The sequence below is a fragment of the Micromonospora sp. ALFpr18c genome (assembly GCF_008868155.1).
Lineage (GTDB): Bacteria > Actinomycetota > Actinomycetes > Mycobacteriales > Micromonosporaceae > Micromonospora.
Genome location: NZ_WBKR01000083.1, coordinates 1 through 25,653, shown reverse-complemented (window position 1 = coordinate 25,653; position 25,653 = coordinate 1). Strand labels below are relative to the sequence as shown.

The following is a 25,653-nucleotide window of genomic DNA, read 5'->3' as shown; positions in this document are numbered from 1 at the left end:
AGGGCAGGCACGGGACTCCATTGATCACTGAGCGTAGAGAACTCCGATGATCAACCTCCCGTGCCTGCTTGCTACCCCCGGGTATCCAACTGTCCGAATCTTGGATACCTATTGCCGGTCGCTCTAAGTTCTTTCCATTTGACGGTGTTCGGTCTCGCTCAACATAATGCCATCTCCTTCGCTGCAGATCCGACCGGAGTGTTCCAGCACTACCCGAGGAACGTGACCATGAGACCTTGGGGTTCACGGTCGGAGTGTGTCCCAGGACAAACGAAGTCTGTTGGTAGCCGGCGCTGGCGCGGCCGTTTCATGATCGATAGTGGCGGTGAGTAACGTTGCCCGGCCGGCCCGACCACCGCCGGCGTGCTCAGCCCGCGGTCGCCGTCCGGCGCGCGCCGGGCGGCCACAGCACGGTGGTCGGGATGTGCCGCTGCCGGGCCCAGCCCACGGTCCGGTCGGTCGCCGCCTCGTGGCAGCCGGGCTCCCCGTCCCACACCGCCACCAACCGGTGCACCCGGCGCAGCAGTTCCCGGTTCGCGGCCACGTACGCCGCCGTGCCGGAGTGCCGGAACCCGGTGTGGATCACCTCGCCGGCCCGGCCGAGCAGGTCGTCGAAGGCGGCTCGGCCAGCCAGGGGAATCGCCCGCTCCCGGTAGTCGGGTGCCGGCAGCACCACCTCGTACGCGCCGCCGGAGGCCAGCACCGCCCGCGCGAAGATCTGGTCCGCACCGGCGGCCAGGCAGGTGACCCCCCGCACCGGGCGCTCGCTGATCCGGCGCAACTCGGTACGCAGAGCGTTGTACACGAGCCGTTCGGTGGCAGGGGTCAGGTTGATGTGCCCGGTGATGCCCACCCGGACCGGCCGCGGGTCCAGCGTCATCCGCCGATCCTCTCCCCCGACGCGCCGCCCGACGCACGCGGGGAGTCGTCCGGGCCGCCGGCCTGCCGGGGAGGACGGGCGGAGCGGTCGGGGTCGGCGGCGGTCAGTCGGATCATCTCGAAACCCGCGTCGGACAACACCTCCGGCAGCGCCCGGATCTCGTTGCGGTTCATCTCCTGGACGTCCGGCGCCAGCTCGTCCCACGGCCGCAGCGCGGGGTGCCGGCGGCGGGCGTCGTCGCGCGGCTCGCCGTACACCCAGCCCTCCCCCCGTCGCTCCCGGCACCACCGCTCGTGCTCCAGCCGGGCCAGCTCGTCGATCCTGTCGTCGATGACCCGGCTGGCGCCCGGGTCCCCCCGGCCGGCGGCGGGGCCGTGCCGGGGCGCCACCACACAACCGAGACTCAGCAGCTTCGCGGCGATGTCCTGCACGTGGGCGCGGTTGGCCCGGCGCAACGACTCGGGGAGCCAGGCCCAGTCCACCATGGCCGGCGCCGAGCCCGGGCGCACGCCGGCGCGCACCTGCGACTGGACGTACTTGTCGTGGATATGGCGGGCCAGCCGTTCGGTGAGATCCTCGGCGATCAGCTCGGCGTCGCAGGCCCGGGTCAGCACCGGGTACAGCTGGAGCCGGCCGTGCACCTCGTCGAGCAGGTCGTGCCGCCGGTCACCGTGGAACGCGGCCGCGAGCGCCGCCTGCCGGTACACCGGAACGAACACGGTGCTCTCCGCCCGCTGCCAGAGCGCCGGAGTGTCCAACGCCAACTGGAGTCCGTTGCGTTCGTCCGCGGCGCAGACGTAGAGCCGGTCGTAGCCGTGGCGCAGCATGCCCGACTCGACCAGACCGTCGAGGTCCAGGTCGTACGCCCGCACCTCGCAGGCGGCGGGCAGGAAGGGGTGCCGGGCGGTCGCCAGCTCACGTTCGACGGTAGCGTCCGGGGCCACCAGGTCGACGTGCAACGGCGGCACGGGCCGGTCGGCCGGCGCCTCGGCCTGGCGCAGCTGCCAGTGCCGCGCGCTGGCCACCAGCGCGGCGCGGCGGAAGCTGCCCCGACCGGCGATGAGGATCCGGACCGGTCGCTCCGTCGAGGAGGGCAGGGGGTGGTGCCGGTGCAGGGCCCGGGCGGCGACGTCGTCGACGTGGAAGTAGTCCAGTCGCAGCCGGCTGGAACCGGCCGCGCCCAGCCGTCGAGCCTGCAACGACAGGCACATCTCGGGGTCGTGCACCTGCACGTAGACCCGGGCCGGTTGCCGCCGGTCCTGGATCAGCCGGCTCGCCGCGTTGGCGATGGCGTGGTTGCGGTCGTCGTCGTCGGTGCAGGCGTACACGGTGTGGGCGCGTGGCAGACCGGCGCCGCGCAGCACCTCGGGGCTCGCCGGGTCGCCGGTGACCCCCAGGTAGCGGCGTCGGCGGTACTCCAGTGGCCCGAACGGTTCGGCGCGCACCACGACCACCCGCTCACCCTCGCTGAAGAGCCGGTCGGCGAGCATGTGGGCGAACTGGGAGTCACCGCAGACCACCGCGTGCCCCCGGGCCCGCCGGGCGCGCAACCTGCGGATCTCGGCGGCCAGCAGCAGCCGGCTGGCCTCCACCACCGCGAGCAGGGTGAACAGCGGGGCCGCGAACCGGGCGACCTGCAACTGCCACGGGTACGGGCCGGGATCCTGCAACGGCTCCGCGCCGAGCACGAAGAGTTGGATGTCGTAGTAGATGACGTCGTACAGGTCGTAGCCGCCGCCCGGCTCGGCCCGCAGCAGCAGGTCGAAGCCGACGTAGCCGAGCACCAGCGCGAGCAGGCCGATCACCGCGAAGACCATCCGCAGTGCCCTTCCGGCCGGGCGGTACGCGCCAGGGACCGGACCCGTCATCGACCAACTCCCTCGTCCGCGGGACCGTCGTCGCACCAGTGTCGCCCGGTGGAGGGCCAATGCCCACCGTCCGTGCGGCGCCAGCCCGCGATTCGGCGGGGCCGGGCCACCCCGAATCGTATTCGACGCAGTCGATCCGACCGGCCCATCGGCACCCCGGCTGATCGGCTCTTTTTGCAGGTGAACAGCGGAGTCGGCAGGTCCGTACGGGCCCACCTGGCTAGCCACCGAGGGTTACGATTGCAAGACGGGCCGGAGGGGGCGCACGAGTGGCTCGGCCTCGGTCCCCCGACACCTGGGGCCCAGGCCGGAGCTACCGGAGGATCACGGAGATGGACGCAATCGGAGGTCCACCGGCGACGGGCCCGGTCAATCCCTTCTCGCCGACGGCAGTGGCCCGGGTGACCGAGCAGGGCACGGGCGCGAGCACGGTGATCACCGCCGCCGTCCGCGACGCGACCGACCAGCTCGACGACTACCTGCGCACCGGCGACGGCGCCGTGGTCGCCCTCGTGGGTGACTACGGCACCGGCAAGACCCACCTCGCGGTCGAACTGCTGGCCCACGCCCGTCGGGTCACCGGCGCCGCCGGGCAGGCGATCTACCTGGACGCGCCGGGTGACACCTTCCTGTCCCTGCACCGGCGGTTCCTGACCCGGCTGTCCCGCGACACCGTGCGTGAGCTGCTCACCGCATACCTGCCCGGCCCCGAGGGCCTCGCCTCCTCGACGGAGGAGGTGGTCCGGCGCCTGCGTGCGGACCTCGCGGAGGTCACCACCGACCCGGCCTTCGGCACCGCGCTGGCGATGCTGCTCGACCCGAGCACCGAGGCGGCCGCCTGGGACTGGCTGTCGGGTCACCCGCCGGGCCCGCCGTTGATCGCCGCCGGCGTGACTCCCAGCGCGGACGTGGAGGCCACCGCCGTCGAGGCGATGGGAGTGCTCGCTCTGCTGCACGGTCGACGACACGACCGTTTCGTGCTGGTCCTCGACGAACTCGACAAGATCCTCACCGCGGGTGGCCGGCCCGGCCCGGAGACGATGGCCCGCCTGCAACGGCTGCTCGGGGTGTTCACCTCCGCCGGGGCCCTCCTCGTGATCGCCGGGCTGCCCGACATGCTGCACCTGCTCAGCGCCGACGTGCGGCAGCGGATCGGGCCGATCGTGCGGATGTCGGCGCTGCGCGGCGAGGACGTCCGCACGTTCATCCGACAGACCCAGCTTCGGGCGTTCGGCGAGGCCCGGCTCGCGCCGTTCACCGTGGAGGCCACCGAATACCTGGCCAACCTCGCCGACGGGGTGCCCCGGCGGGTGATCCGGCTCTGCTACCACCTCTTCCAGCGCGCCGCGCAGGCCGGCACGCCCGTCACCCACGTCATGGTCCGCGAGGTGGTGCGGGTCCAGTTCGACCTGGCCAACCGGCAGGACGTCGCCGCGGACGTGCGGCGGGTGCTCACCCAGGACGGCTGGTCGTACCAGCGGGATCACCTGGTCGGGTCGATGCGCGACCTGCCGGTGGACTTCTGGATACCCCTGGAGGAACGCAACGCCGGCTGCTGCGTGCTGCTCAGCGAGTCGGTCCTCAAGGCCGAGGAGGTCGACGACCTCAACCGGCGCGTCGTCGCGATCAGAGCGGCCGTCCCGGACAGCGAGGTGATCCTCGTCGTCGTCGGTCACCTGCCCGCGGAGTTCGCCGCCGAGCTCGCCGGCATGTTCAGCGTCGAACCGATCGTGCACGATCCGCAGTCGTTCGCCGAGGATCTGTCCGGCAGCGTCAAGGCCCTGATGCGCCGACTCGAACAGGCGATCGGCGCGGACGCGATGACCTCGGTACGCCAGCGCGTCGAGCGGATCCACCGGCAGCAGAGCAACACCCAACGCTCCATCGAGCATCTGTCGTACCAGCTCGACGAGATTCGGGGTGAGCTGCGCCCGGCGGGGCGGCTCGGCGTCGTGGCGGAGCGGCACGAGACGGCGACGGGGGCCCCGCCTCCGCTGCCGGGGCGGGTCGCGCGGGTGTTCGTCGAGGCCATCGCCGCGCTGGATCAGCTCACCGGTTTCGAGCGGCGCTTGCGCGACGCGTTCGACCCGCACCGGGTGGCGACCGTCGGGGGCGCCGACGGCGGGCAGGCCCTGCGGTCGCTGCTGCGCTCCCGGGACGTGCAACGGGCGGTCGGCACGTCGGTGGTCCTCCGCCGCCTCATCGAGGCGTTCCGGGAGGGGGTCGAGCAGTGGTACGACGGCCACCGCACGAACCCCCAACCGACCGACCTGGAACGGCTGGACCTGCTCTGCGAGACGTACGACGGGATCGCCGAGTATCTGCCGCTGTTCCAGTTGGACACCCTGAGCGGGCTCGCCGCCTCCGGCGCCGGCGGTGAGGACGGCACGGACCTGGCCGAGCGTTCGCGCACCTGGTCACAGGCGCGGTCGGTGTTCGACGGGCTGGGTGGTCGCGTCCGTCAGCTGCTGGTGGCCGGCTGAGCGTCGCCGGTCGAGCACCGCCGTGGCCAGGGCGTGGACGACGTTGATGACCACGATGGCCGTCGCCACGATCCCCACCGTGCCGGGGAAGTCCTGTTCGAGGACGAGGGCGAGGATCACCGCGGTGATGCCGTTCTGCTGCCCCCAGGCGAGGTAGCGCCGGTCGGCCGTGGGCAGGCCACGGGTGATCGGCACCGACACCACCAGCTGCGCCGCCACGGCCGCCAGCCCGAGCACCACACCGGGGACGACGTCGACGCCGTTCACCAGCAGCAGCCCCAGCAGGAAGGTGGCGACCAGGTACGCCGCCTGGGTGGACCGGCCGACGACGGGGCCGAGCCGGGGTCGGAAGAAGAGCCCGGCGACCGCCAGGCCGAGCATGAGGAACTGCCAGGCGGCCAACAGGACCAGCGCGATCAGCAGCGCCACGGCCAGCCAGTTGAGCGCCGCACGGACCCGAGGACCGGTCGTGTCCCCGCCGAGGCCGGCCGCTCGGAGCAGCCGCCACAGCAGCCAGGCACCCGCGGCGAACGCCACGTTGGCGAGCAGGTCGATCAGCAGCTCCAGAGGCCGGTCGCTGATCGCGCCGGCGAGCGCGCCACCGTCACCTCCGCTGAGGTCCAGGGCGAACGCCGAGACGTAGACGGTGAGCAGCACGGTGATCGGGTCGTCGAAGGACGCCCAGATGGACAGGATCGAGCGTGCCCGGGCGGAGGTGCGGTCGGGGCGGCTCATGGCGGCGACCGCGAGCGGGTCGATCTGTGCGACGGCCACACCGAGGACCAGGAACGCGGGATCGCGGAAGACCAGCACCATCACCCCGGCGATGAGCGCGGCCTTGGCGACCACGCCGACGGTGACGGCCAGCAGCACGGTGCGCAGGTGGGCGCGGACCTCGGCGAGGCTGATGTCCCGGGTGCTGCCGACCAGGCCCACCGCCAACAGGACGGAGGCGAGCAGCAGGTACGCGGGGGCGCGTTCGAGCCCGTCCACGTCGCCGGCCCAGGCCACGATGAGCCCGGCCAGGGCGGCGGCGACCACGGCCGCTGATCTCGCCAGTACGGTCACGGCCACCCAACCGACACGTCGAACCCCGTTGATCCGACATGAGGATATCGGCGCCGGCCGAGCGTCTCAATCACGAACCGCGTGGATCGGCGCGGCGGTTCAGCCCGCCGCCGAGAGTCGTCGCGCCACCGTCGCCATCTCCGCGTCCGCGACTGCGACCGAATCCTGTTCCAGGGTGACGCCGACCAGGTAGTCGTCCGGGGAGAGCCGGTAGTAGTAGACCGCGCCCATCTCCACGTCGAGCACCAGCCGGGTGACGTCCCCGGCGACGGCCCGCCGCAGATCCCGACCTACCTGCAGGGCCAGCAACGACAGGTCACCGGCGAGGCGCTGGTAGCGGTCCCGCCGATCGGCCACCGTGACCCCCCGGTTGAAGAACTGGTCCAGGTCGGGGTGGCCGAGGACGTCGACGGCCCACGCCTGGTCACCCATCCGGTGATGGCTCAGGTAGTGCAGGCCACCGGGGTGCAGCGCCGCGGTGACCGCCCCGTCGAGCGTCGTCGAGCCGGTCCGATGGGGCTGGAAATCGTCCGCCGACGCGACGGCCGGTGCCGGCTCGCCGTTCGGGTCGGCATCCCAGCCGCCGGGATTCTGCGACTGCTGCCGCAGCAGCCGGCGCAGGTCGGTGGCGAGGTGCGCGGCGGCCTGGTCGACCACGCTCACCCGGCTCGGGTCGGCCACCGCCTCGGCGTCCGCCCCCGGCACGGCGGCGAAGCCGACCACATGCTCGTTGCCGACCACCGAGTTGCAGAAGACGAGACCCGTACGGGTCTGCACGACCGTCCGGATCAGCGCACCGGTGTGCAGCTCCCCCAGTCGGCGGTTCAGCTCGCTGGCCCGGTACACCAGTTGCGCGCCGACGCGGCGGTGCGCCTCACGGCGTTGCGGCGGGTCCGCCTCGTCGTCCGGCGGCGGGGCCGACGGGTGGGCGAACAGGTCCAACGCGAAGTCGAGCACCCCGGTCGTGTAGTGGGCGACGTGGTAGACGCCGCAGCCGCTGAGCAGCAGCCCCCGGCAGAGGTCCCGCTTCTTGAGGAAACCCGGGACGTCCTGCTCGGCCGTCTCCTCGACCAGGGCGTCGCGCAACTCCGGATCGGTCACCAGGTCACTCCCTCAGCTCTGCGGCACGTCGATGTCGGTGTCGGTCAGCGCGGCGCCCGGGGTGCCGTCGCGCAACGCGCGGATCGCCGTGAGGTTGGCGGCGGCGTCCACGGTCACCGGGTGGGAGCGGCCGAGGTAGCGCAGGGCGACCCCGTGCGCCTCCTCCTGCATGGGCAGCGCGCCGTCCACGTCGCCGCGGGCGGCCAGATGCCCGGCCTGGGCGGTGGTCGCCGCCAGCGTCCACGGGTGCGCGTCGCCGAGCTTCGCCCGCAGTGAGCGCAGACCGCGCTCGCCGTACCAGACGGCCTGGTCGAACTCCTTCATGCCGCGCTGGAACAGGCCCAGATCGACCGAGCAGACCGCGGTGAAGGGGTGTCCCGGCGCCAGTTTCCGCTCGTAGCCGCGCAGGCAGCGCATGGCGCTCTTCACGGCGATCCCGGCATCGCCCGCGCGGTAGTAGTCGGTCGCCAGGCTGAGCAGGCTGCCCCGGGTGAGCGGGTGGTCCTCGCCGAGGTTCTTGACGTAGCCGCTGTACGTCTCGGTGCTGCGCTTCTTGGCCGGGATGGTCAGCCCGAGGCGGCGCTCGGTGACGGCGAGGCTGCGGTTGATCCGCAACTCGTCGAGCAGGCTCCCGGTGGGCAGCTCGTGAATGCGGGCGAGGGCCTCCCGCAGGGTGGCCAGCGACAGGTCGTACGCGCCGACCTCCCGCTCGCACGTGCCGACCTGGCACGACGCCCGCCAGGTCCGCGGGTCCTCCGGGCCGAACAGCAGCATCCGGCGATCCCGTTCCAGGCGGGCCAGTCGCAGGGCCTCCGGGGCGTCACCGGTGAGCAGGAACGAGATGCCGAGGTTGTTCACCGCCATCCGGGTGTTCGGGTGGTCGTCGCCGACCAGCTCACGGAAGCCCTTGAAGGTGGCCTGGTCCTCCACCAGGGCGTCCTCGAATCGGCCCAGGCCGCGCAGGTCACCGCCGCGACCGCGGCCGGCCACCAGGGTACGGAAGTGGCGCAGGCCGTAGCGGCGGCGCTGCTCGCTGAGCACCCGCTCGTCCAGCAGCAACGCCTCCTGGTAGTTGCCCAACGCCCGGTGCAGGTTCGCGGTCTGGACGAACATCCGCATGGTCAACTGGTCGATCTCGTCGCCGCCGTCCCACCGCTCACACGCCGCCGTGGCCAGCAGCAGCGCCGAACGCCAGGCGTCGCTGTCGTTGGACAGGTACAGGTGGCGCACCTGCTTGACGACCCAGTGCCGGACCGTCCGGTCGTCGGACTCCAACGCGCCGGAGGGGATGAGGTGCTGCTGCAACTCGTCGAACACGGCGGCGTAGCGGCTGTCGTCGGCCTCCGGGTCGGTTGGGGCGTAGCCGGCGAGACCCCGCAGGACCTGCCGGTGCCGCTCGCACCGCTCCGCCTCGGGGGCAGCGCCCCGCAGCAGCACCTGGATGGCGCGGTGCATCCGCAGCGCCGACCCGTGCCCCCAGTCCACGTCGTAGAGCGCGAAGCGGGCGCCGACAGTGAGGACCAGGTCCACCTCACCGGCGTCGAGCAGCAGGTCGTCCGCGTCCCAACCGGACGCGGCGGCGAGCTGGGTCAGCATCGAGGTGGACCGCAACAGCGGCAGCCCGATGCCCTCCGGGGAGAGGAAAGCGCTCAGCTCGGCCAGCCGGATGGCCAACTCCCCGAAGGGGGTGGCCCGCAGCGCCGCCAACGTGATCCGCAGGACCCGGGCCACGCTGGAGGTGTGCGATCCGGGGATGCGCTCACCGGGATCCTCGTCGGACTGTCCGTCCAACGCCGCCAACAGCTCCCGGACCCCCTGGCCCACCGCCTCCAGGCTGGGCACCCCGCCACGCTCCAACCCGAGGGCGCGCTGCCGCATCCAGGCCGTCGCCAGCCGCAGGGCCAGCGGCAGATGCTCCAGAGCCACCGCGATCGACCGGGCGTCCTCGGTGCTGATGCCGAGCACCCGGCGCAGCATCGCCACGCTCTCGTCGCCGGTCAGGGCGGCGACCTCCAGCGGGGACGGCAGCCCGGAGGAGCCGTCGTCCCGCGAGGTGATCAGGACGTGTCCCGCGCCGTCCCGCGGCCGGAGGCCGGTCAGCACGTCGGCGTCGTCGGCGTTGTCATAGATCAGCAGCCAGCGCTGGAAGGCGCCGTCGGCCGCGGCGAGCGCCTTCAGGGCGGCCTCCGCCGCCCCCGTGCTGTCCACCGCCTTGATCTCGTTGGCGAGCGCCCCGAGGCCGGTCTGCACGGTCTCCCGATCCTGGGCGGGGATCCACCAGACCACGTCGTAGTCGTAGGCGAACCGGTGGGCGAACTCCCGAGCCAACTCGCTCTTGCCGACCCCCGCCCCACCGGTGAGGGTCACCGGGCCGTCCTCGCTGGTGAGGTGGTCGCGCAGCCGCTCCAGATAGTCGTCGCGGCCGACGAACGACGGATTACGGGGCGGCACGTTGAACCGCACCCGCCGGTCCGCCTCCGCCGGGAAGCGCGGCACGTTGCGCAGATCGCCGGCGGGTTGCGCGGGGGCGATCAGGCCGAGTTGGCTCAGCAGCAACGACTGCGCCCGGACGGCGTCGGCCGCCCGCAGGTCGACGACCCGCTCGGGGCCGAACGGCTCCCGCCACGCCTCGCCGGCCACCAGCACACCGAGCACCTCCGCCGACAGGTCGGCGGCGTTCGGACGCAGCCCGGCCAGGGCCGTCCCGGCGGTCTCCGCCAGATCCGGCGAGAGGACCGCCAGCACGGTGGTTTCCGGCCCGAAGCCGGGCTGCGCGCCGGGGCGTACCGCCCACAGGTGGGACCGGACTCCGGCGCGGCGCAGCTGCCCGCCGATCCAGTCCGCCCAGGGCCGGTCGACCGGGTCGTACGCGACGGCGATGTCGCCGAGGTTCTCCGCCGGCTCCAGCAGCACCGCGTGCCGGTAACGCCGGCGGATCCGCTCCGGCACCGGCGCCGCCCGGGTGACCTCACCCCCGGTGATCCACTCCGTGATCCGCTCGTACGCGGTCAGCGGGCTGTTCGCGTCGTCCGGCTCGTCGGCGAGCACGGACAACACGTCGTCGAAGGTGTCGTAGTTGTGCGCCGGCACCTCCACGATCCCCGCCGACGCGGGGCCGGGGGCGTCGCCGGCCGGCTTCTCCAGCAGCCAGGCGAAGGCTTGACGGACGTAGTCCCGGGAGCCGCCGTGCCCCGGTTCGGGGAACTCGTGCAGGGTTGGCGCGGCCAGCACCCGGATCCCGCCGGTGGCCCGTTGCTGCAACTCCTTGGCGAGCCCCGCGGCGTGCTGCACGGACAGCCGACGAGGTGGCATGCAGACCACCGCGACGTCGCTGAGCACCGCGCTGTGGGTGATGCCCGGCGCGCTCAGGTCCACCGGGGCGTCGATGAGGACGTAGTCGTAGTCGGTTTGCTGGAGCAGCTGCCGGATCCGGGCGGCATCCCCGGTGGGCAGGCCGTCGGTGCTGGCGCCGAGACCGACCATGCTGAACGTGGCGGTCGAGCCGGACACCGCGTACCGGTAGAGGATGCCCTGCTCGGGCGCCACCGGCGCGATCACCGTCGCGGGCGGCACCGGCGGCGCGTCCGTCGCGGGGGTGAGCACGGCGGCCAGCTCCTCGCCCAGCCTCTGGTCCGCCGCGACGGCGTCCACCTGGACCGGGCGCAGGAAGTCGTAGACCCGAGGGGTCTTCGGGCACCAGTCGACGGCGAGCACCTTCTTGCCGTTGCCGGCGAGGATCCAGGCGACGTTGGCCACCGCGCTGCTGCGGCCGGTGTCGTCGGCGGGTGACACGAACGAGACGATCGTGGCGACACCCGTTGTCTCGTCCCTGCTGATGTTCATCGGTCTCCCCCCGGCCGGGGCGGTGGTGCGGGTCGCCGCGTCGCCGCGTCGCCCGTGGGGTCAGTCGTCGCCATCGAGGGCACTCTCGAAGGCCGCGTACTGGTCGCCGGCCGCGGCGCGGCGGTCGAGCCGGCCCAGCGCGGCGACGAGGACACCGCCCGGGAGGGCGTCCAGCTCGGCAGGGTCCAGTCCGGTCAGGTCGATCAGCTCCGAACGGAGGTCGTCATCTCCGGTGTCCATACCCGACCACCGCCTGTCTCCGTGTCGCGCCGCGCCCGGTCGGCCCCACCGCCGGGCCAGACATTGACCGGTGGCCAGATCCGCTGAGTGTGCTCATGATAACCGTCCGCCGCTCCTGGGGCGGACACCCGGACGGCGGCCGGAGCAGGTACGACGGGTCCACCCGGGCACCGGCCGGTCACCAGCGGCACCCGGAACGTCACCTGTCGATGTATGCTCCACTCTGGTAGGTGGCCCGACCGGCGACCGACAGGACGGCGGAGCGTCTGATGCCCGGACCCGTTGGTGGCCACCGGCCGTCACTCGGCACGGTGGCCCGTTGCGCGCCACCGAGGCGTCCGGTTCCCTTCCGACAGTTCGTGGTGAAGCTGCACAGCCGCTGCGACCTGGCCTGCGACCACTGCTACGTCTACACGATGGCCGACCAGCGCTGGCGGACCCGACCTCGCACGATGGCGGCGGCGACCCTCGCGCGCACCGGTGAGCGCATCGGCGAGCACGCCCGACGGCACCGGTTGGACCGGGTGAGTGTCGTCCTGCACGGCGGGGAGCCGCTGCTGGCCGGGGTGGACGGCGTCGAGCGGGCCGTGGAGCTGCTGCGACGCGGAGCCGCCCCGGTGCCCGCGCGGATGACCGTGCAGACCAACGGTCTACGGCTGGACGACTCCTTCCTCCGCCTGCTCGACCGCCTCGACGTGGGGGTCAGCGTCAGCCTCGACGGGGACCGCACCGCGCACGACCGGCACCGGCGCGGGCCGGACGGTCGGGGCAGCCACGACCGCGTGGAGGCCGCGCTGCACCGGCTGACCGGGTCGTACCGGCGGTTGTTCAACGGACTGCTGTGCACCGTCGACCTGCGCAACGACCCGGTGGCCACCTACCGCAGCCTGCTGGCCCACCGGCCGCCGGTGGTGGACTTCCTGCTCCCGCACGGCACCTGGTCGGCGCCGCCCGCCGGCCGGCCCTCCGATCCACGGCAGGCCCCGTACGCGGACTGGCTGACCGCCGTCTTCGACGAGTGGTACTCCGACGGCACGCACCGCACCCGGGTCCGCCTCTTCGACGAGATCATCCAGCTTCTGCTCGGCGGCGCCTCCCGCCTGTCCGGCGTGGGGCTCAGCCCGGTCGCCGTGGCGGTGGTGGAGACCGACGGGGCGATCGAGATGGACGACACCCTCGGCGCCGCCCACGCCGGCGCCGGGAGCATCGGCCTGCACGTCGACCGGGACAGCTTCGACGCCGCCCTCGACCAGCCCGGTGTCCGGGCCCAGCAGGCCGGCGCGGCCGGGCTCTGCGCGCAGTGCCGCGCGTGCGACCTGCACAAGGTCTGCGGCGGCGGCCTCTACACGCACCGGTGGCGCGCCGGCAACGGCTTCGACAACCCGTCGGTGTACTGCGCCGACCTGTACCGGCTCATCGGGCACATCCGCCGCACCCTGCGGCGGGACGTGACGGCACTGCGGGGCGTGGCACGGTGACGCCGGCCGGGCACCAGCTGCCCCGCACCGTCCTCGACGACCTCGCCGCAGGCGGCGGCGGGCCGGCCGCCCTCGAACTCCTGCACGACGCTCAGCACAGCAAGAACCTGCTGCTGGTCCGGGCGCTGGTCATCCTCACCCACCGGGTGGACCATCCCGACCGGGCGGCGGTCGAGGCGGCGTACCACCTGGTGGGCGGCCTGTCCCGGGCCCAGCGCCGGGCGGCGTGGGGCCATCCACCGGTGGCCGCCTGGGCCTTCGGCACCGCGTCGCTGCTGAGCCGGGGCGAACGCGCGGGCGCGTACCCCGGTCTGCTCGCGGCAGTCGCCGCCGCCGCCGCGGTGCACGCCCGCGCGGACGCCGACCTGGACGTGCCGCTCGACCCGGCCACGCCGGGCCGGCTGAACCTGCCCGGCCTCGGCACCCTGCGGGTCGCCCGCACGGCGACCCGGGCCCGCGTGCGCTGCGCCGGCGGCCGCGCGGAGGTACGCTGCGCCGGCGAGCGGATCGAGATCGGGTACGACCATCCGCCCGACCACCGCTGGCGGCCCTTCCCCGCGCTGCGCGCCACCCACGGCGGCCTCCCGCTGCGGCTGCTGCTGGACACCGGAACGTGGCGGCACGTGCCGGTGGCCGTCGACGCCCATCCGATCGCCGGTTCCGTGCGCGACCCGGGCCGGTGGCAGCACCGGCTGCGCGCGGCGTGGCGCCTGCTCACCGACGAGCACCGGCCAGTCGCCGAGGAGGTGTCGGTGGCGCTGAGCACGCTGGTGCCGCTCGTCGCGCCACGGACCGGGGTCCGCAGCGGCACCTTCCACCACGGGTTCGGCGCGGTCGCGATGTCCCTGCCACCGGACTCCCGCTGCGCCGCGGTCACCCTCGCCCACGAGATCCAACACCTGAAGCTGGCCGCGCTGACCGACCTGTTCCCGCTGGTGGAGCCCGGCCCGGACGACTCGTTCTACGCGCCGTGGCGGCCCGACCCCCGCCCGCTGGAGGGTCTCCTGCACGGTGCCTACGCCCACCTCGGCGTGGCCGGGTTCTGGCGCCGGCAACGGTTCGTCGAACGGGACCGGACGGCGCGGCACCACGCCGAGGTCGAGTTCGTCCGGTGGACCCGGGCCGCCGCCCAGGCCGTACGGGTGCTGGCCGCGCAGCCGCGGCTGACACCGGTCGGCCGACACCTGGTCGACGGCATGGCACCCGTGCTCGACAGGTGGGCACGGGAACCGGTGGATCCCGCCGCGGCGAACGATGCCGGACGGCTGCTCGCCGCGCACCGCGCCCACTGGGACCGGGAGCGGGCCGGGGCGCGACCGGCGTGACAGCGAGGCTTGCCGATCTCCTCTACGCTGTGCCGCATGGGGGACGCTAACGGGCAGCCCACCCGACGTGAATGCTTCGTCATCGCTCCGATCGGCCCGGAAGGCTCCGAGATCCGGAAACGCAGCGACCAGATCCTCAAGCACGTCATCCGCCCGGTCGTCGAGGAGCGGGGATTCCAGGCGATCCGGGGCGACGAGATCGAACGCGCCGGTCTGATCACGTCGCAGGTGCTCGACCGGATCATCCAGAACGACCTGGTCATCGCCGACCTCACCGACCAGAACGCCAACGTCTTCTACGAACTGGCCGTACGACACGCGCTGCGCAAACCGTTCGTGCAGCTGATGGCGAAGGACCAGCAGCTCCCCTTCGACGTGCAGGGCATGCGCACGATCCTGGTCGACCACACCGACCTGGACAGCGTGCACTCCGCCAAGGAGCAGCTGGGCCGCGCCATCGACTCGATAACCACCGACGCCGACATCGTCACCCCGATGTCGGTCGCCCTCACCCTGCAGGACCTGCGCGGCTCGTCGAGCCCCCACGAGACCGGCCTGTCGCAGATCATCGAGACGCTGCCGCAGATGATGGACATCCTCCAGGACCTGCAACGGCACATGGGCACCGGCGGCCCGGTCGAACCGTCCGAGGCCGACGACCACCGGCGGCTGCGCGGCCTCATCATGTCGCTGACCGACCGTGGAGTGGTCACCGAGCAGGACCTGACCGGGCTGCTCGGCGGGGCGAGCAGCAAGTTCGACAAGTGGGTGCAGCACCTCATCCAGCGCTCCGGCGGGGCTGGCTGAGCAGTTCGGATTCCGACGCGGACGCGGCGACGAGCGTGATGGCCGGGAGTCATCAATATGCCTGTGAGTCATCACGCTCACCGGCAGATCTGGCGCAAAACAGTGGCCTCGGCACCGAGCGGAGGCCCAGTCCAACACCTCGGCAGCCTGCACGAACCGCTCGTCCTGGGCGGGCTTTCCCGCCAGCGCCCGCACCTGCTGCGGCGTCGGAGGAAGTGATACGAAAGCGGCGGGCGGTACCGTGCTGGAGGTTCCGGCGGCGATTAGCCAGGAGACTCACTGCGATCGAAGAACGGCGTGAGGCGTTGGCGAACCTCGGCGGCCGAGGCCGGCCTTTCCGCCGCATCCTTAGCCAGGAGGCAGTAGATGAGGTGTGCCAAGTCGTCGGGCACATCCGACCGATACTCAGTGATGATCGGGATCGGTGAATATAGATGGCGGCGCATCATGTCCGGGGCGTTCGCAGCCTCGTAGGGAGGGTTTCCGCCGAGCATCTCGAAAAGAATGCAACCCAAGGCGTACAGATCGGCGGCAGGCCCGACAGGGTCGCCCTGGGCTTGTTCGGGTGCGATGTAGGCGGGGGTGCCGAGCGTACGCCCGGTCGCGGTGAGGCGGGACGCTTCGACCGGGCCGAGCAGCGCGGCCACGCCGAAATCAAGCACCTTGACCACCCCCGCCGGGGTGATCATGAGGTTCTGCGGCTTCAAGTCACGGTGTACGAGGGAGGCGGCATGGGCGGCCACGAGCACCGAACAGACCTGCGCGGCAATGGAGGTCGCCTCACCGACCGGCAGCCGTTCCTGCTCGGCGATGTGATCGGCGAGGACGATCCCCGGCACGAGTTGCATGACGAGGAAAAGGTCCTCATCGTGTACGCCCACGTCGTGTACGGCTGGCACACCGGGATGGCCGAGTCTGGCGGTCGCTCTCGCCTCCCGCCGGAAGCGCTTGCCCGCCGTCTCACGCTCGTCCTCCGGCACCTCCAACTGCCGGAGGAACTTGATCGCCACCGGCCGGTCGAGTCGCTCGTCAAAGCCGGCCCAGACCTGACCCATTCCGCCGCGACCAACCGGATACGTCAACTCGTACCGGTCGCCGACACGATCCCCCGCCTGCACCTACAGCCTCCCCCGCATCGCACGTCGACCCCGCCTGAGCAGGAGCCGGCAATCAGGCTAGCTGTCGCTGTACGAGCCGCCCGGTCAGAAACGGGCTGGGCGTGCCGTGCCAGAACACCGCAAGCTCGTCGCGCGAACGGGTGGCCGCGACGAAGAGCAGGGACCGGTCGCGTTGGCGTTCGCGCTGGTAACGCTTCGGGTCAGTGTCCCGGTATCTGCTGATCATCTGCCGAGGCACCAGGCCGTCACTGACCCCAGCGATGATCATCCGCTGGTACTCGAGGCCCTTGAACCGGTGCATCGTGCCGACGTGCACGCCGTCCGGCCGCTTCGGGCCATCCGGGCCGATCTCCACCACTACCAGCCCGTCGGCCTGCAAGTGGCTGATGACGTCCGCCGCCATATCCTTCGTCGGTACGCAGATGGCCACCGAGCCGTCCGTCGGGCTGCCCCAACTGCGCAACTGCTCGACAATCAGATCACGCTCCTGCGTCCACGTTGCGGCACCGTGGAAGACCGGTCGACCGCCACGAAGCAGCGACCGATAGCCGGCCAGGTCCTCCTCACCGCCGTCGAGGTCGTCATACACCTCGCCGGTCATGATCTGCAGCGCGTCGGCGAGGATCTGGCGGGTGGTGCGGTAGCTCAGCGTGAGCCGGGACGACCGGCCGCGGATGTTGACACCGAGGCTGCCCAACGTGACGTGGTTGTCGTAGATGCGCTGGTGGGTGTCGCCGGTGAGGAACATGTCGTCTGGGCCTGGCGCAACCATGGCTCGGAGCATCTTCCAGTGCGCAGCGCTGAGATCCTGCGCCTCGTCGACCACCACATGGCGGTAGCGCGGGCGGTAGAAGCCGCCGGACGAGTCGTCGGCGACACCGGTGTTGTGGGCTGTGCGGTCCATCTCGAGACGGGCAGCCCGCTGTGCCACCTGACGCCAGGTCCAGACGCCGCGGTTTTCCAACCAGGTGGCGAAGCGCTCCGTCAGCTGCCAGATCTGGTCCCGCTCGATCCGGGTGAGACTGCGACCGCGGTTGGGGCGGCGGGCCTTGAAGTAGTCCGTCCGCGAGTTGAGAACCTGACCGAGGATCACCTGGGTCCACTCGGCAGCCAGGAACTCCGCCTCCCAGCCGGTCTCCCCGGTCTCAAGGAGGAACTCGTCCCACATATCAAGGACGCGATTGTCGTCTATCACGCGGCGGCTGCCACCCGCCTTGGCTTCGGCCACCACCCGGCTGGCCAACCGGTCGATGTTGACGATGTCGACGCGCGATACCAACTCCTGTCCGCCCAGCGCCATCAGTCGGGTCCGCAGGTCGGCGGCCAGGTTCCGGTTGTAGGTGGTGAGCAGGATCGGCCTGTCCACCCCCGGCGGCAACTGTCGGGCGAGATGCGCCACCCGGTGCAGTGCGACGATCGTCTTGCCGGTCCCCGGGCCACCACCGACTCGCGCCGGGCCCTTATAGGGGTGCTCGACCAGCTTCCGCTGAGTGGGGTGCAGGAAGATCTGCCACCGCTCGAAGGCCTCGCCCAGCATCGCCTGCAGCGCCTCGTCGTCAGAGGTCACCTGCGTGGCGGGGCGTTCAACGGCGGCCTCGAAGTCCTCGGGGTCGACCGGCTCGTCGGCCCGGACTGGATCGGTGACCTGCTGGAGCACCTCGTCGTAGGGGGTGCCGTCGAAGAGCGCGAAGAGGACGTCGGTGGTGAGCTGGGGAGCCCGGTCGAGCAGCTCCAGAAGCTGCGCCTCGGTGGTCAACCCCCGGATTTGCGGCAGCAGCGGCTCAGAAACGCCGAGATCCAGCAGTTGGGCGTCGGTGTAGGTGTCGAAGAGCGGCTTCTGCGCAGGCTCAGGCTCGACCTCGCGCGGCACAACCCGGCCGATGATGCTGTCACCGACGGGTGCCATGTCGACGACCTCGATGCCGCCGGTGATCCGGTTGATGCGGTACGCGTACCTGGCGAGGTCGTCGTACACCTCACCGCGGTGCTTGACCGCGACGAGCAGGTAGTCGCGCCCGGCGATGTGCAGCAGGAGCGCCCGGTAGTCCTTGTTGACACGGGCGGACATCAACCGGGATTCGCTGTTGAGCGCCTTCAGATTGAGCCCGGGGTTCTCCGGATTGTGCCGAAACTTGTGCATGAACTCGTAGACCGCTCCGATGTCGGCGCGGGTGAGCTTCATGACCTCCTTGTCGGCGCGGTCCAGCATCCGCAGGGTCGTTGCTCCGGTGCTCATCGACGTTCTCCCCCGCTCGTCGCCTTGATCTCTGCCGCCAGCTCGTCCACCGACCATTCCCGAGCGGTACGGGCGTGCCAGCCCGCGTCCGCGTACGCCCGGTCACGATCTTCTGTCTCCGGGTCGCCGGACCGGCCGGTGAGCACAATGGCAATTCGCCGGTCGGGCCAGGCAAGCTCGGCCTGCCAGCCCTGATCGCCCAACTCGTAACCGATGACCGGTGCGGGCAGGTCCTGTCGGGCCAACTGCTGGACGAGTTGGTCCAGGGTGTTCTCGTCCGGGTCCAGGTAGCGCAGAATGTCCCGCCACGGGGACTCCTTGTCGAGCGTTTCGGGCTCGACGGCCACCGGCTGCGCCACGACGCCGAGCCACGTTGCCGTTTCCTCGTCGAGCGGCTGCGCGCGTTGGGCGAATACCAGCCCGGTGCCCTCGCTGACGGCCATCGAGGCCGGCTCGAAGACGTCGAGGCTGGACACAGCGAGCTGACCTGCGTCACCACCACCGTTGCCGAGGAACTGGATGACGTTGCCCCAGGCCAGCCATGCGGCCCAGCGTTCCTTGTGGCCCGCTCCGGCCACGGCGGCCGGAAGGTCGTCGACGACGGTCAACGCCGACCACGTCGGCAGGGGCCTGCTTCGCCCGTCGACGACGAGCGTCACCGGGCAGTCCGCGTTGTCCCGGGCCCGCGCGATCATGATGTGTCGCGCGTTCGGCCCGGGCAGTGGCTCTCCCCGCAGCGCGGCCAACAGTCGCTCTGCCACGCCGCCAGAGTCGGTGGCCGTGTTGTCCCGGGCCTGTTTGAGCATGCCTGCCAGGGTGGCTTCCGCCCGACGCTGCCATCGGTTGAGATCGGGATCGGCGAGGAAGCGCATCAGCTGCTCGATCGGGTTGACCCAGACGGTCTCCTCGAGCTCGTCCGGATCAGCGCCGGGAAGGAACTGCCGGTATCGCTCCCGGGCCGCCTGCTTGCTGACCCCGCCGTACGGCGTCCACCGCCCCTGCCCGTCGGTGCCGCCCCAGGTCTTGACGTCGTCCCAGGTGGCGGCGAAGACCAGGTAGCCGTGCGCGCGTAGCCGGGCACGTTTTTTGGCGTCGTCCGCGAGCCGGTTGTACTGAGACGAGGCGTGGTATTTGAAGCCGTCGAGGTAGACGGCCACCTCTGGAGACGGGGCATCGAGGCGTTTGAAGTGGACGTCGGGACGGGTGCCTCGAACGGTGTTCTGCAGCTTCATCTGCCAGTGGGTGACGCTCTGACCGTTGTCCCGGACGAACCGCAGGTCGGCGATGCGGGCACCGTCGTGATCGGTCCGCCGGTCGATCCGCAGGCCCGATTTGGGTGCCTCGCCAAGCGCCAGCAACTTGGTGAGGAAGCGCATCTCCAGCTCGCTCTCCACCTGGTGGATCAGCGAGATCTCGTCGGTACGCGTGCCCTCCTCGACGTCCCAGGTGTCGAGGAGCTTGTCCAGCATCCCCAGCGCCTCGTCGCGGCTCATCAGGGCGAAGTGCTCGTTACGCGCGTGGCGCAGGAGGCAGCGGTGACACACCGCCCGGCCTTCGTGTCGGCAGACGCAGTCGGCGATGCGCTGCCGCGCCAGCTCCAGGATCGCGCGGAACTCCTCTGGCTTGGCGAGGCGGTGCAGGTAGCCGGTGCCCTGCGGCTGGGTGTCGAAGACGACCACGAAGTTGCGCGTCCCGTCACTCTGCCCGTCCGGCATCGTGGCCGACACGGCCTGCAGGTGCGCGGGGTCACCGCCGTACTGCGCGGCGATACCGAGGCGGATGGCGGCGGCGAACGAGGCGATGCGTTCCTGTACCACCGCGGTCGCGGCGGGAATGAGGATGCGCAGCGCCTCGGTTTCCAACTCGTGGGCGAGGATCAGGTCGACGTGGGCGTCCGGGGCGGCCGGCGAGCGCCGGTACGGGCACCAGGGCCGGTGGTGCTCGGCGCCCTTCACGACAGTCGAGCCGGAGGTTTCGGCGGCGAGCTGTTGGCTCACCGCAGGGACGCCGTCGACCGTTGTCCCGCCGCAGGAGGTGCAGGTGTGGAAGCGGTTGATTCGCACCTCTTCGCCGGCGAACAGCTCAGCTGCCCGGTCGTAGCGCTGCGCGCCCAGGTTGAAGTGGCGGATCATCGCGTGCCGGCTGTAGTCGACGCCGAAGGTGTCGTGGGCATGCCGCCAGGACGAATCGACCTTGGCCGGGTCGACGTCTACGGCGACGGTGGTGGCGTAGAAACGCCGGTCCCGGTCGTCGCTGTCGTCGCGGATGCGGGCGTCGTCACGCTTGTCGCGACTCAGCACCCGGGTGGGCTGGAGGACCTGGAACAGCCGGCCGTGATCGGCGATGCCTGGGTCCGAGCAACGCGGGCAGGCGCTGGTGTCCTCTTTGGCCAGGTGGGTGCGGACGTAGCCGCACTGTGCGCAGATCCGCCACTGCTCGTACGCGGGCCGATCCGCCGGGCCGACGTCGAGCCCCGAGATCTCGTGTTTGTAGCCCCGCACGTAGTAACTGTTGCCGGGTGCGATCTCGACGAGCGCCTGGCGGGCGGGGCGCGCGTACTCGCGGAGTTCGCTGTGGAAACGGCGGTCGCCGTCGGCCTTGTCCTCCCAGGTCAGGGTGGCTTCAAGGTCGGTCCGGGAGTCGATGAGCGCGTAGTTCGGCAGCAGACCGAACTCGACCAGGGTGCCGTGGGCGGCAGCCGTGCTGACCTCCCGCAGGCGGCGACGGACCGCCCCCTCCTCCGCCTTCAACATCTTGATCTCGCGGGCGTGCTCGGGGTCGCTCGGCACCAGCGTGCCGCGGGCGATGGCGAGTTCCTGCATCCGGCGACGCAGGTCGGCCAACCGGAACTCCCAGACGTCGTCGGCTTCCTTGACCCGGTGGACGATCCCGTCCACCGCGAACTCACGCAGCTGGTCGGCGGCGGGCCGCAGGACCTCGTCTCCGAACAGCGTGAGGAACTCCTCCACCAGGCGGCCGCCGTCGCGACGGCCAGCCTCGGCGAGGCCGGTCAGCCACCCGGTCGGGCCGAACAGCACGTGCGCCCGTCGTGGCATCGGCAGCACTCCGGCCAGGCGGCCACGGGCGGCAAGGTCGATCAGGTGGGCGAGGTATTGACGGCGCAGGATCTCCACGGCAGAGAGGAAACAGCCGGGTGGGACGATCTGTCCGGCGATCATGTCGCGCGGATCGGTGAGGTAGTAGCGATCCCGCTCGGATCGCCCGACCAGGGTCAACACGAGCGCGTTGCCGCTCTTACGCCCGGCGCGACCCGCTCGCTGGACATAGTTGGCCGGGCCGTGCGGGAGCGACGCGAGCACCACCGCGGAGAGGGCGCCGATGTCGATACCCATCTCCAGGGTGGGCGTGCAGGAGAGCACGTTCGGGTCGGTGTAGCGCTCGCCGTCGCGGAACTGCTTCTCCACCGTCTCCCGCTGGGCGCGGGTGAGCATGCCGGTGTGTTCGCCGGTGACGACCCGGAACACCGGGCTGTCCAGGTAGAGCCGCCGGTAGTAGTCGTCGGCGGCGGTGTCGTCATGGGCGGCCTGGAGTTGGCCGCGGCAGCGGTACTGGCGGCACGGCTGGCCGATCCAGTCGGCCACCCGGTCGGGGTGCTCGGTCTGCTGCCAGTGGCAGGTGTCGCAGCCGACCCCGGCCGTCGCGGCGGACGCGTCGTCGAGTCGGGTCACCCGCAGGTGGCCGGGCATCAGCCCGTAGACCGTGTTGCCGTCCTCGGTGTCGCCGGCGGCGACCACGTCGGCGGCGGCGAGGGCCGGCAGCAGCCGGCTGAGGAAGCCGGCGGCGTCGCCGGAGTCGAGGCCGAGGCAGCGCGACGTCCAGTCCTGGTACCAGTTTCCCCGCGCGGTGATCACGTCGAATTCCGAGCGGGACTTCGGCGTCGCGAGCAGGAACGCGGGCGCGGACAGGCCCTTCGGGAACGCCGGCATCCCGGCGGGCCGTCCGCCCCAGATCTGCCACCGGGTGCCACCGCGCTTGAGGTACGGCACCAGCCACTCGTGGAACACCGCACCCCGGGTCCGTAACCGTTCCAGCAGACCGCGGAGGAAGGCGAGGTAGCGGGCGTCGTCCGGCGCCATTCCGGCCAGGTGACCGGGGCCGGTGAGGTGGACGTCCCGGCAGATCGCGGCGGCTCGCGCCGGATCGTCCAGTGCAACGTCGACGGCGACGCTGCGGGTCAACTCCAGGGTGCGGCCCTGGCGGGAACGCAGCCCGGTCTCCATCACGGTAGCGAAGACGAGCCGTTCGCTGATCAGCTCCCAGGTCTCCCGGCTTCCGTTGTGCTCGCCGGCGAGCAGGCTGTCGACTCCGGGCTGATCGTGCAGGTCCGGCGGCACGACGGTGGAGAGGATCTCCGGCTTCGCCGCCTCCTCGATCATCCTGACGAAGAGGTCGTCGAGCCCGATCGACTCCCCGGCGTTCAGCCGGCCGGCGAGCAGGGAGCGCAGCGAGAACGAGTAGGACCGGTTGGCGACGAAGCCGGCGCGGTGCGCGGCGTCCTGGACCGAGTCGTTGAAGAGCAGCGTCTTCTTTTCGGCCTCGTCGAGCTCCCCACCGGTGAAGAGCTGCGTGATCGCCACCGAGGCGAGGGTGGCCAGGCCGGCACCGAGGAAGCGGATGCCGTGGTCGAGCTCGCAGGACGGGCAGCGATCCTTCTCGGCTCCATCGATGTCGAGCACGTCACCGAGCACGACAATCGCGTCGTCGGTCGGCTTGCGGTCGCGCTGCTCGTCGAAGGGGCGCACCCGACGGCCGTACTCCAGGACCAGCAGGCCCCGGGAGCGCTGGCGTACCTCGTCGTCGGTCGCGGCGATCAGCGCGCGGACCCGGCGCTTGTCCCGACCGACGCTGGCGCGGTAGATCTTGTCCGGGTCGGTCTCCAGCTCCTGCGGGTCCTTCTCCGGCGACAACGCCATCCAGCCGGAGCGACCGCAGTGCCGGCAGTAGATGGCCGGTAACCGTGGATAGCGATTGTCGGCCACGACCACGTCGGCGTCGGTGGCGTACGGGTCCAGCTCGCGCGGCGCTTCGCCGTACCAGCCGAAGGCAGCCTGGTGGGAAGTGCCGCGCAGCAGGCGGGAGACGGCGCGTACCCACAGGTGGGTTTCGATGTTGAGCAGCGGGCGGCCGGGAGCCTCCGGGCTCTGCGCGACGGAGAGCAGGCCGACGAACCGGGCGAGAGCCTTCGCCGTGATCTCCGGCCGGGTCTTCATCACGCTGCCCCAGCCGGTGGCGTTCTTTCGGGGCAACACGTCAATGATCTCGTCGAGGGTGCACGGCCGCGTCTGGAGCGAGTCGAGCACCGCCTTCGTCAACGGATGCTGGCGCAGCAGATCACCCAGACGCGTCGGATCGTCCAGACAGCGCTCACCGACGACCAGCTCGGCGACCTCGGACATCATCTCCTCGGGGTCGCGGTCGTCGACGGCGGCAAGCTGCTCCGGGCTCGGCAGCGGCAGGCTGAAGTCTTGGCGAGCGATGAACTCGCGAGCCTCGTAGCGGTCCTCCCCTACCAGCGACCCGGCGTCGAAGGCGACGCCGAAGACCTGCTCGGCGACCTCACGGATCGCGGTCCGACCGTCCCGGCCACCGCCCTCGCCGAGCGTCGCGGAGGTCGCCACCGGGCAGATCGGCCCGAGCGGCCGGCCCGGCTCGTCGAGGTCGAGTGCGGCGGCGAGCCGGCGCAGCAACATCGCCACGTCGGTGCCCTGCGCGCCGTCGTAGGTGTGGAACTCGTCCAACACCACGTACGCCGGCTCGGACCCCTCCCACAGCGGCAGGTCGTCGGCACGCTGGAGCAGCAGATCGAGCATCTTGTAGTTGGTGATCAGGATGTCCGGCGGCGTGCGACGCATCTCGGACCGCTTGGTGAACACGTGCGCGTACTCGATGGCCGCGACGTCGCCGATGTAGAGACCGGCGGTGACCTGGCTGAGCGCCGGGTCGGAGAGCAGCTCGTTGATGCGTTGAGTCTGGTCCGTCGCGAGGGCATTCATCGGATAGAGCAGGATCGCCTTGATCCCGGCCCGGCCCTGCTGCTTCTGCCGCCGGCAGTGGTCGAGCACCGGGATCAGGAACGACTCTGTCTTACCCGAGCCGGTGCCGGTGGTGATCAGGGTCGGCTCCGCCGCCCTGCCCTTCGTCGACAGGCGGGCGAACGCGTTCGCCTGGTGCAGGTAAGGGGCGAAGCCGGCCGGCGCCCAATCGAGGTGCGCCCGCCAGTCGCCCTCCGCCGGGCGGAAGGGGGTGCGAATCCGCAGGTACGGGCCGCGGAAGATGCCCTGCTCCGGGTGGGAGAGAAAACCCTCCAAACCCTGGCGTACGCCGTCCTCGGTCAGACCGAAGGTGGTGGTCAGGTACTGGGTGAGGGTCCGACGCAAGGTGTCGGCAGCGATGGTCGGCCTCATGAGCGGATCACCGCCGCATGCTACTTCACCCCTTACCGCGGTTGACCTGCCCGACAGCCTCTCGGGGACAGAGTCAGATTCGCGACAGCCACCCGCCGGATCGAACGTCGAGCACCGCTTCCACCACGACTTACGTTGCGGCCAAGCACCCTTACCACTCCGCAGCACAGCAATGAAAGGGTGTACGGCTCTTTGTGATCCGCCTTATGATCACGGGCCGGAATGGGTCCGGAACGGATGAGGTGACGGCTTCCCGATGGTTGCAGCGGCACAAACGACTCTGCAAGGCCTGCTCGAAGGCACGAAGCAATACCAGGTGCCCCTCTATCAACGCACCTACTCGTGGCAGGACCACCATCTGGAACGCCTGTGGGACGACATTCTCCGGCTCACCGACGACCGTGCCGAAAACCCGAAGGCAACTCATTTCATCGGGTCGCTGGTGCTGGCACCCAGTCCCAACAACGGTCCCGCCGGCGTCGGCGTGTTCCTGGTGGTCGATGGCCAGCAGCGGTTGACGACCCTCTCCATCCTGCTCTGCGCCATTCGGGATCACCGCGCGCTCACCGAGGACGACACGCACCGCGACCGACTGACCGGCCAGTATCTGATCAATCAGTGGGTGCCCGAGCGACGGTTAAAGCTCGTCCCCACCCAATGCCACGTAGCTTAAGTTGATCTTGGGTTGACCTGCGGTTCTGTATGGACTCGTGGGATGTGCGGCGTGGCGTGGCGGCCGCTACCGGGCGGGCTGTTTTGATCACGGGTCATGTCGGTGGCT

14 protein-coding genes are annotated in these 25,653 nt (G+C 71.1%); 5 read left to right on the top strand and 9 right to left on the bottom strand.

The window, feature by feature from the left end; translation table 11 throughout:
- Positions 1-367: 367 nt before the first annotated feature.
- Positions 368-880, bottom strand: coding sequence for a hypothetical protein (locus tag F8271_RS16610; protein ID WP_151490675.1), 513 nt, complete (start codon positions 878-880; stop codon positions 368-370).
- A complete protein-coding gene (locus F8271_RS16605; protein ID WP_151490674.1) occupies positions 877-2,748 on the bottom strand; it encodes a RyR domain-containing protein in 1,872 nt (623 codons plus the stop codon). The genes F8271_RS16610 and F8271_RS16605 overlap by 4 nt, the downstream gene beginning before the upstream one ends.
- Before the next feature lie 332 nt (positions 2,749-3,080).
- Between F8271_RS16605 and F8271_RS16600 the strand changes: the two genes are divergently transcribed.
- Complete coding sequence (locus tag F8271_RS16600) at positions 3,081-5,231, top strand: AAA family ATPase (protein ID WP_151490673.1); 2,151 nt, start codon at positions 3,081-3,083, stop codon at positions 5,229-5,231.
- On the opposite strand, the gene F8271_RS16595 is transcribed toward F8271_RS16600, so the two are convergent.
- The 4 genes from F8271_RS16595 to fxsA form a co-directional block, all read right to left on the bottom strand.
- Positions 5,166-6,305: a hypothetical protein gene (locus F8271_RS16595; protein ID WP_151490672.1), complete on the bottom strand. Its 1,140-nt coding sequence runs from the start codon at positions 6,303-6,305 to the stop codon at positions 5,166-5,168. The genes F8271_RS16600 and F8271_RS16595 overlap by 66 nt on opposite strands.
- Positions 6,306-6,398: 93 nt before the next feature.
- Entirely contained in the window at positions 6,399-7,400 is a 1,002-nt protein-coding gene (locus F8271_RS16590) for a hypothetical protein (RefSeq protein WP_151490671.1), read from the bottom strand.
- Positions 7,401-7,412: 12 nt separating this feature from the next.
- Positions 7,413-11,243, bottom strand: a complete 3,831-nt coding sequence (gene fxsT / locus F8271_RS16585; protein WP_151490670.1) for an FxSxx-COOH system tetratricopeptide repeat protein — start codon at positions 11,241-11,243, stop codon at positions 7,413-7,415.
- 60 nt (positions 11,244-11,303) lie between these two features.
- Complete coding sequence (gene fxsA, locus F8271_RS16580; protein WP_151490669.1) at positions 11,304-11,483, bottom strand: FxSxx-COOH cyclophane-containing RiPP peptide; 180 nt, start codon at positions 11,481-11,483, stop codon at positions 11,304-11,306.
- A 269-nt stretch (positions 11,484-11,752) separates the two neighbouring features.
- Between fxsA and F8271_RS16575 the strand changes: the two genes are divergently transcribed.
- Genes F8271_RS16575 through F8271_RS16565 form a run of 3 tightly spaced genes read left to right on the top strand, consistent with a single transcriptional unit; the run spans position 11,753 to position 15,093 of the window.
- A complete protein-coding gene (locus tag F8271_RS16575) occupies positions 11,753-12,961 on the top strand; it encodes an FxsB family cyclophane-forming radical SAM/SPASM peptide maturase (protein ID WP_151490668.1) in 1,209 nt (402 codons plus the stop codon).
- Positions 12,958-14,286 carry an HEXXH motif domain-containing protein gene (locus F8271_RS16570; protein ID WP_192580314.1) on the top strand — a complete coding sequence of 443 codons (1,329 nt, stop codon included), beginning with the start codon at positions 12,958-12,960 and terminating at the stop codon, positions 14,284-14,286. The genes F8271_RS16575 and F8271_RS16570 overlap by 4 nt, the downstream gene beginning before the upstream one ends.
- A gap of 36 nt (positions 14,287-14,322) precedes the next feature.
- Positions 14,323-15,093 (top strand): hypothetical protein, encoded by a 771-nt coding sequence (locus F8271_RS16565; RefSeq protein ID WP_151490666.1) that lies wholly within the window; start codon positions 14,323-14,325, stop codon positions 15,091-15,093.
- A gap of 263 nt (positions 15,094-15,356) precedes the next feature.
- On the opposite strand, the gene F8271_RS16560 is transcribed toward F8271_RS16565, so the two are convergent.
- From F8271_RS16560 to F8271_RS16550, 3 genes are read right to left on the bottom strand one after another with little or no spacing between them, the layout of a single operon-like run.
- Positions 15,357-16,211 (bottom strand): serine/threonine-protein kinase, encoded by an 855-nt coding sequence (locus F8271_RS16560; RefSeq protein ID WP_225854578.1) that lies wholly within the window; start codon positions 16,209-16,211, stop codon positions 15,357-15,359.
- Positions 16,212-16,263: 52 nt separating this feature from the next.
- Positions 16,264-18,447: a UvrD-helicase domain-containing protein gene (locus F8271_RS16555; protein ID WP_151490665.1), complete on the bottom strand. Its 2,184-nt coding sequence runs from the start codon at positions 18,445-18,447 to the stop codon at positions 16,264-16,266.
- Positions 18,444-24,872 carry a DEAD/DEAH box helicase gene (locus tag F8271_RS16550; protein ID WP_151490664.1) on the bottom strand — a complete coding sequence of 2,143 codons (6,429 nt, stop codon included), beginning with the start codon at positions 24,870-24,872 and terminating at the stop codon, positions 18,444-18,446. Before F8271_RS16550 ends, F8271_RS16555 begins: the two co-directional genes overlap by 4 nt.
- A 256-nt stretch (positions 24,873-25,128) precedes the next feature.
- On the opposite strand from F8271_RS16550, the gene F8271_RS16545 reads away from it, so the two are divergent.
- Complete coding sequence (locus F8271_RS16545; RefSeq protein WP_151490663.1) at positions 25,129-25,545, top strand: DUF262 domain-containing protein; 417 nt, start codon at positions 25,129-25,131, stop codon at positions 25,543-25,545.
- The last annotated feature ends 108 nt before the right edge of the window (positions 25,546-25,653 follow it).

What these genes read in the sequence shown, in the direction of transcription:
- fxsT (WP_151490670.1), bottom strand. Translation starts at nt 11,243, where the DNA reads ATGAACATCAGCAGGGACGAGACAACGGGTGTCGCCACGATCGTCTCG.
- F8271_RS16600 (WP_151490673.1), top strand. Translation starts at nt 3,081, where the DNA reads ATGGACGCAATCGGAGGTCCACCGGCGACGGGCCCGGTCAATCCCTTC.
- F8271_RS16545 (WP_151490663.1), top strand. Translation starts at nt 25,129, where the DNA reads ATGGTTGCAGCGGCACAAACGACTCTGCAAGGCCTGCTCGAAGGCACG.
- F8271_RS16550 (WP_151490664.1), bottom strand. Translation starts at nt 24,872, where the DNA reads ATGAGGCCGACCATCGCTGCCGACACCTTGCGTCGGACCCTCACCCAG.
- F8271_RS16565 (WP_151490666.1), top strand. Translation starts at nt 14,323, where the DNA reads ATGGGGGACGCTAACGGGCAGCCCACCCGACGTGAATGCTTCGTCATC.
- F8271_RS16605 (WP_151490674.1), bottom strand. Translation starts at nt 2,748, where the DNA reads ATGACGGGTCCGGTCCCTGGCGCGTACCGCCCGGCCGGAAGGGCACTG.
- F8271_RS16575 (WP_151490668.1), top strand. Translation starts at nt 11,753, where the DNA reads ATGCCCGGACCCGTTGGTGGCCACCGGCCGTCACTCGGCACGGTGGCC.
- fxsA (WP_151490669.1), bottom strand. Translation starts at nt 11,483, where the DNA reads ATGGACACCGGAGATGACGACCTCCGTTCGGAGCTGATCGACCTGACC.
- F8271_RS16610 (WP_151490675.1), bottom strand. Translation starts at nt 880, where the DNA reads ATGACGCTGGACCCGCGGCCGGTCCGGGTGGGCATCACCGGGCACATC.
- F8271_RS16555 (WP_151490665.1), bottom strand. Translation starts at nt 18,447, where the DNA reads ATGAGCACCGGAGCAACGACCCTGCGGATGCTGGACCGCGCCGACAAG.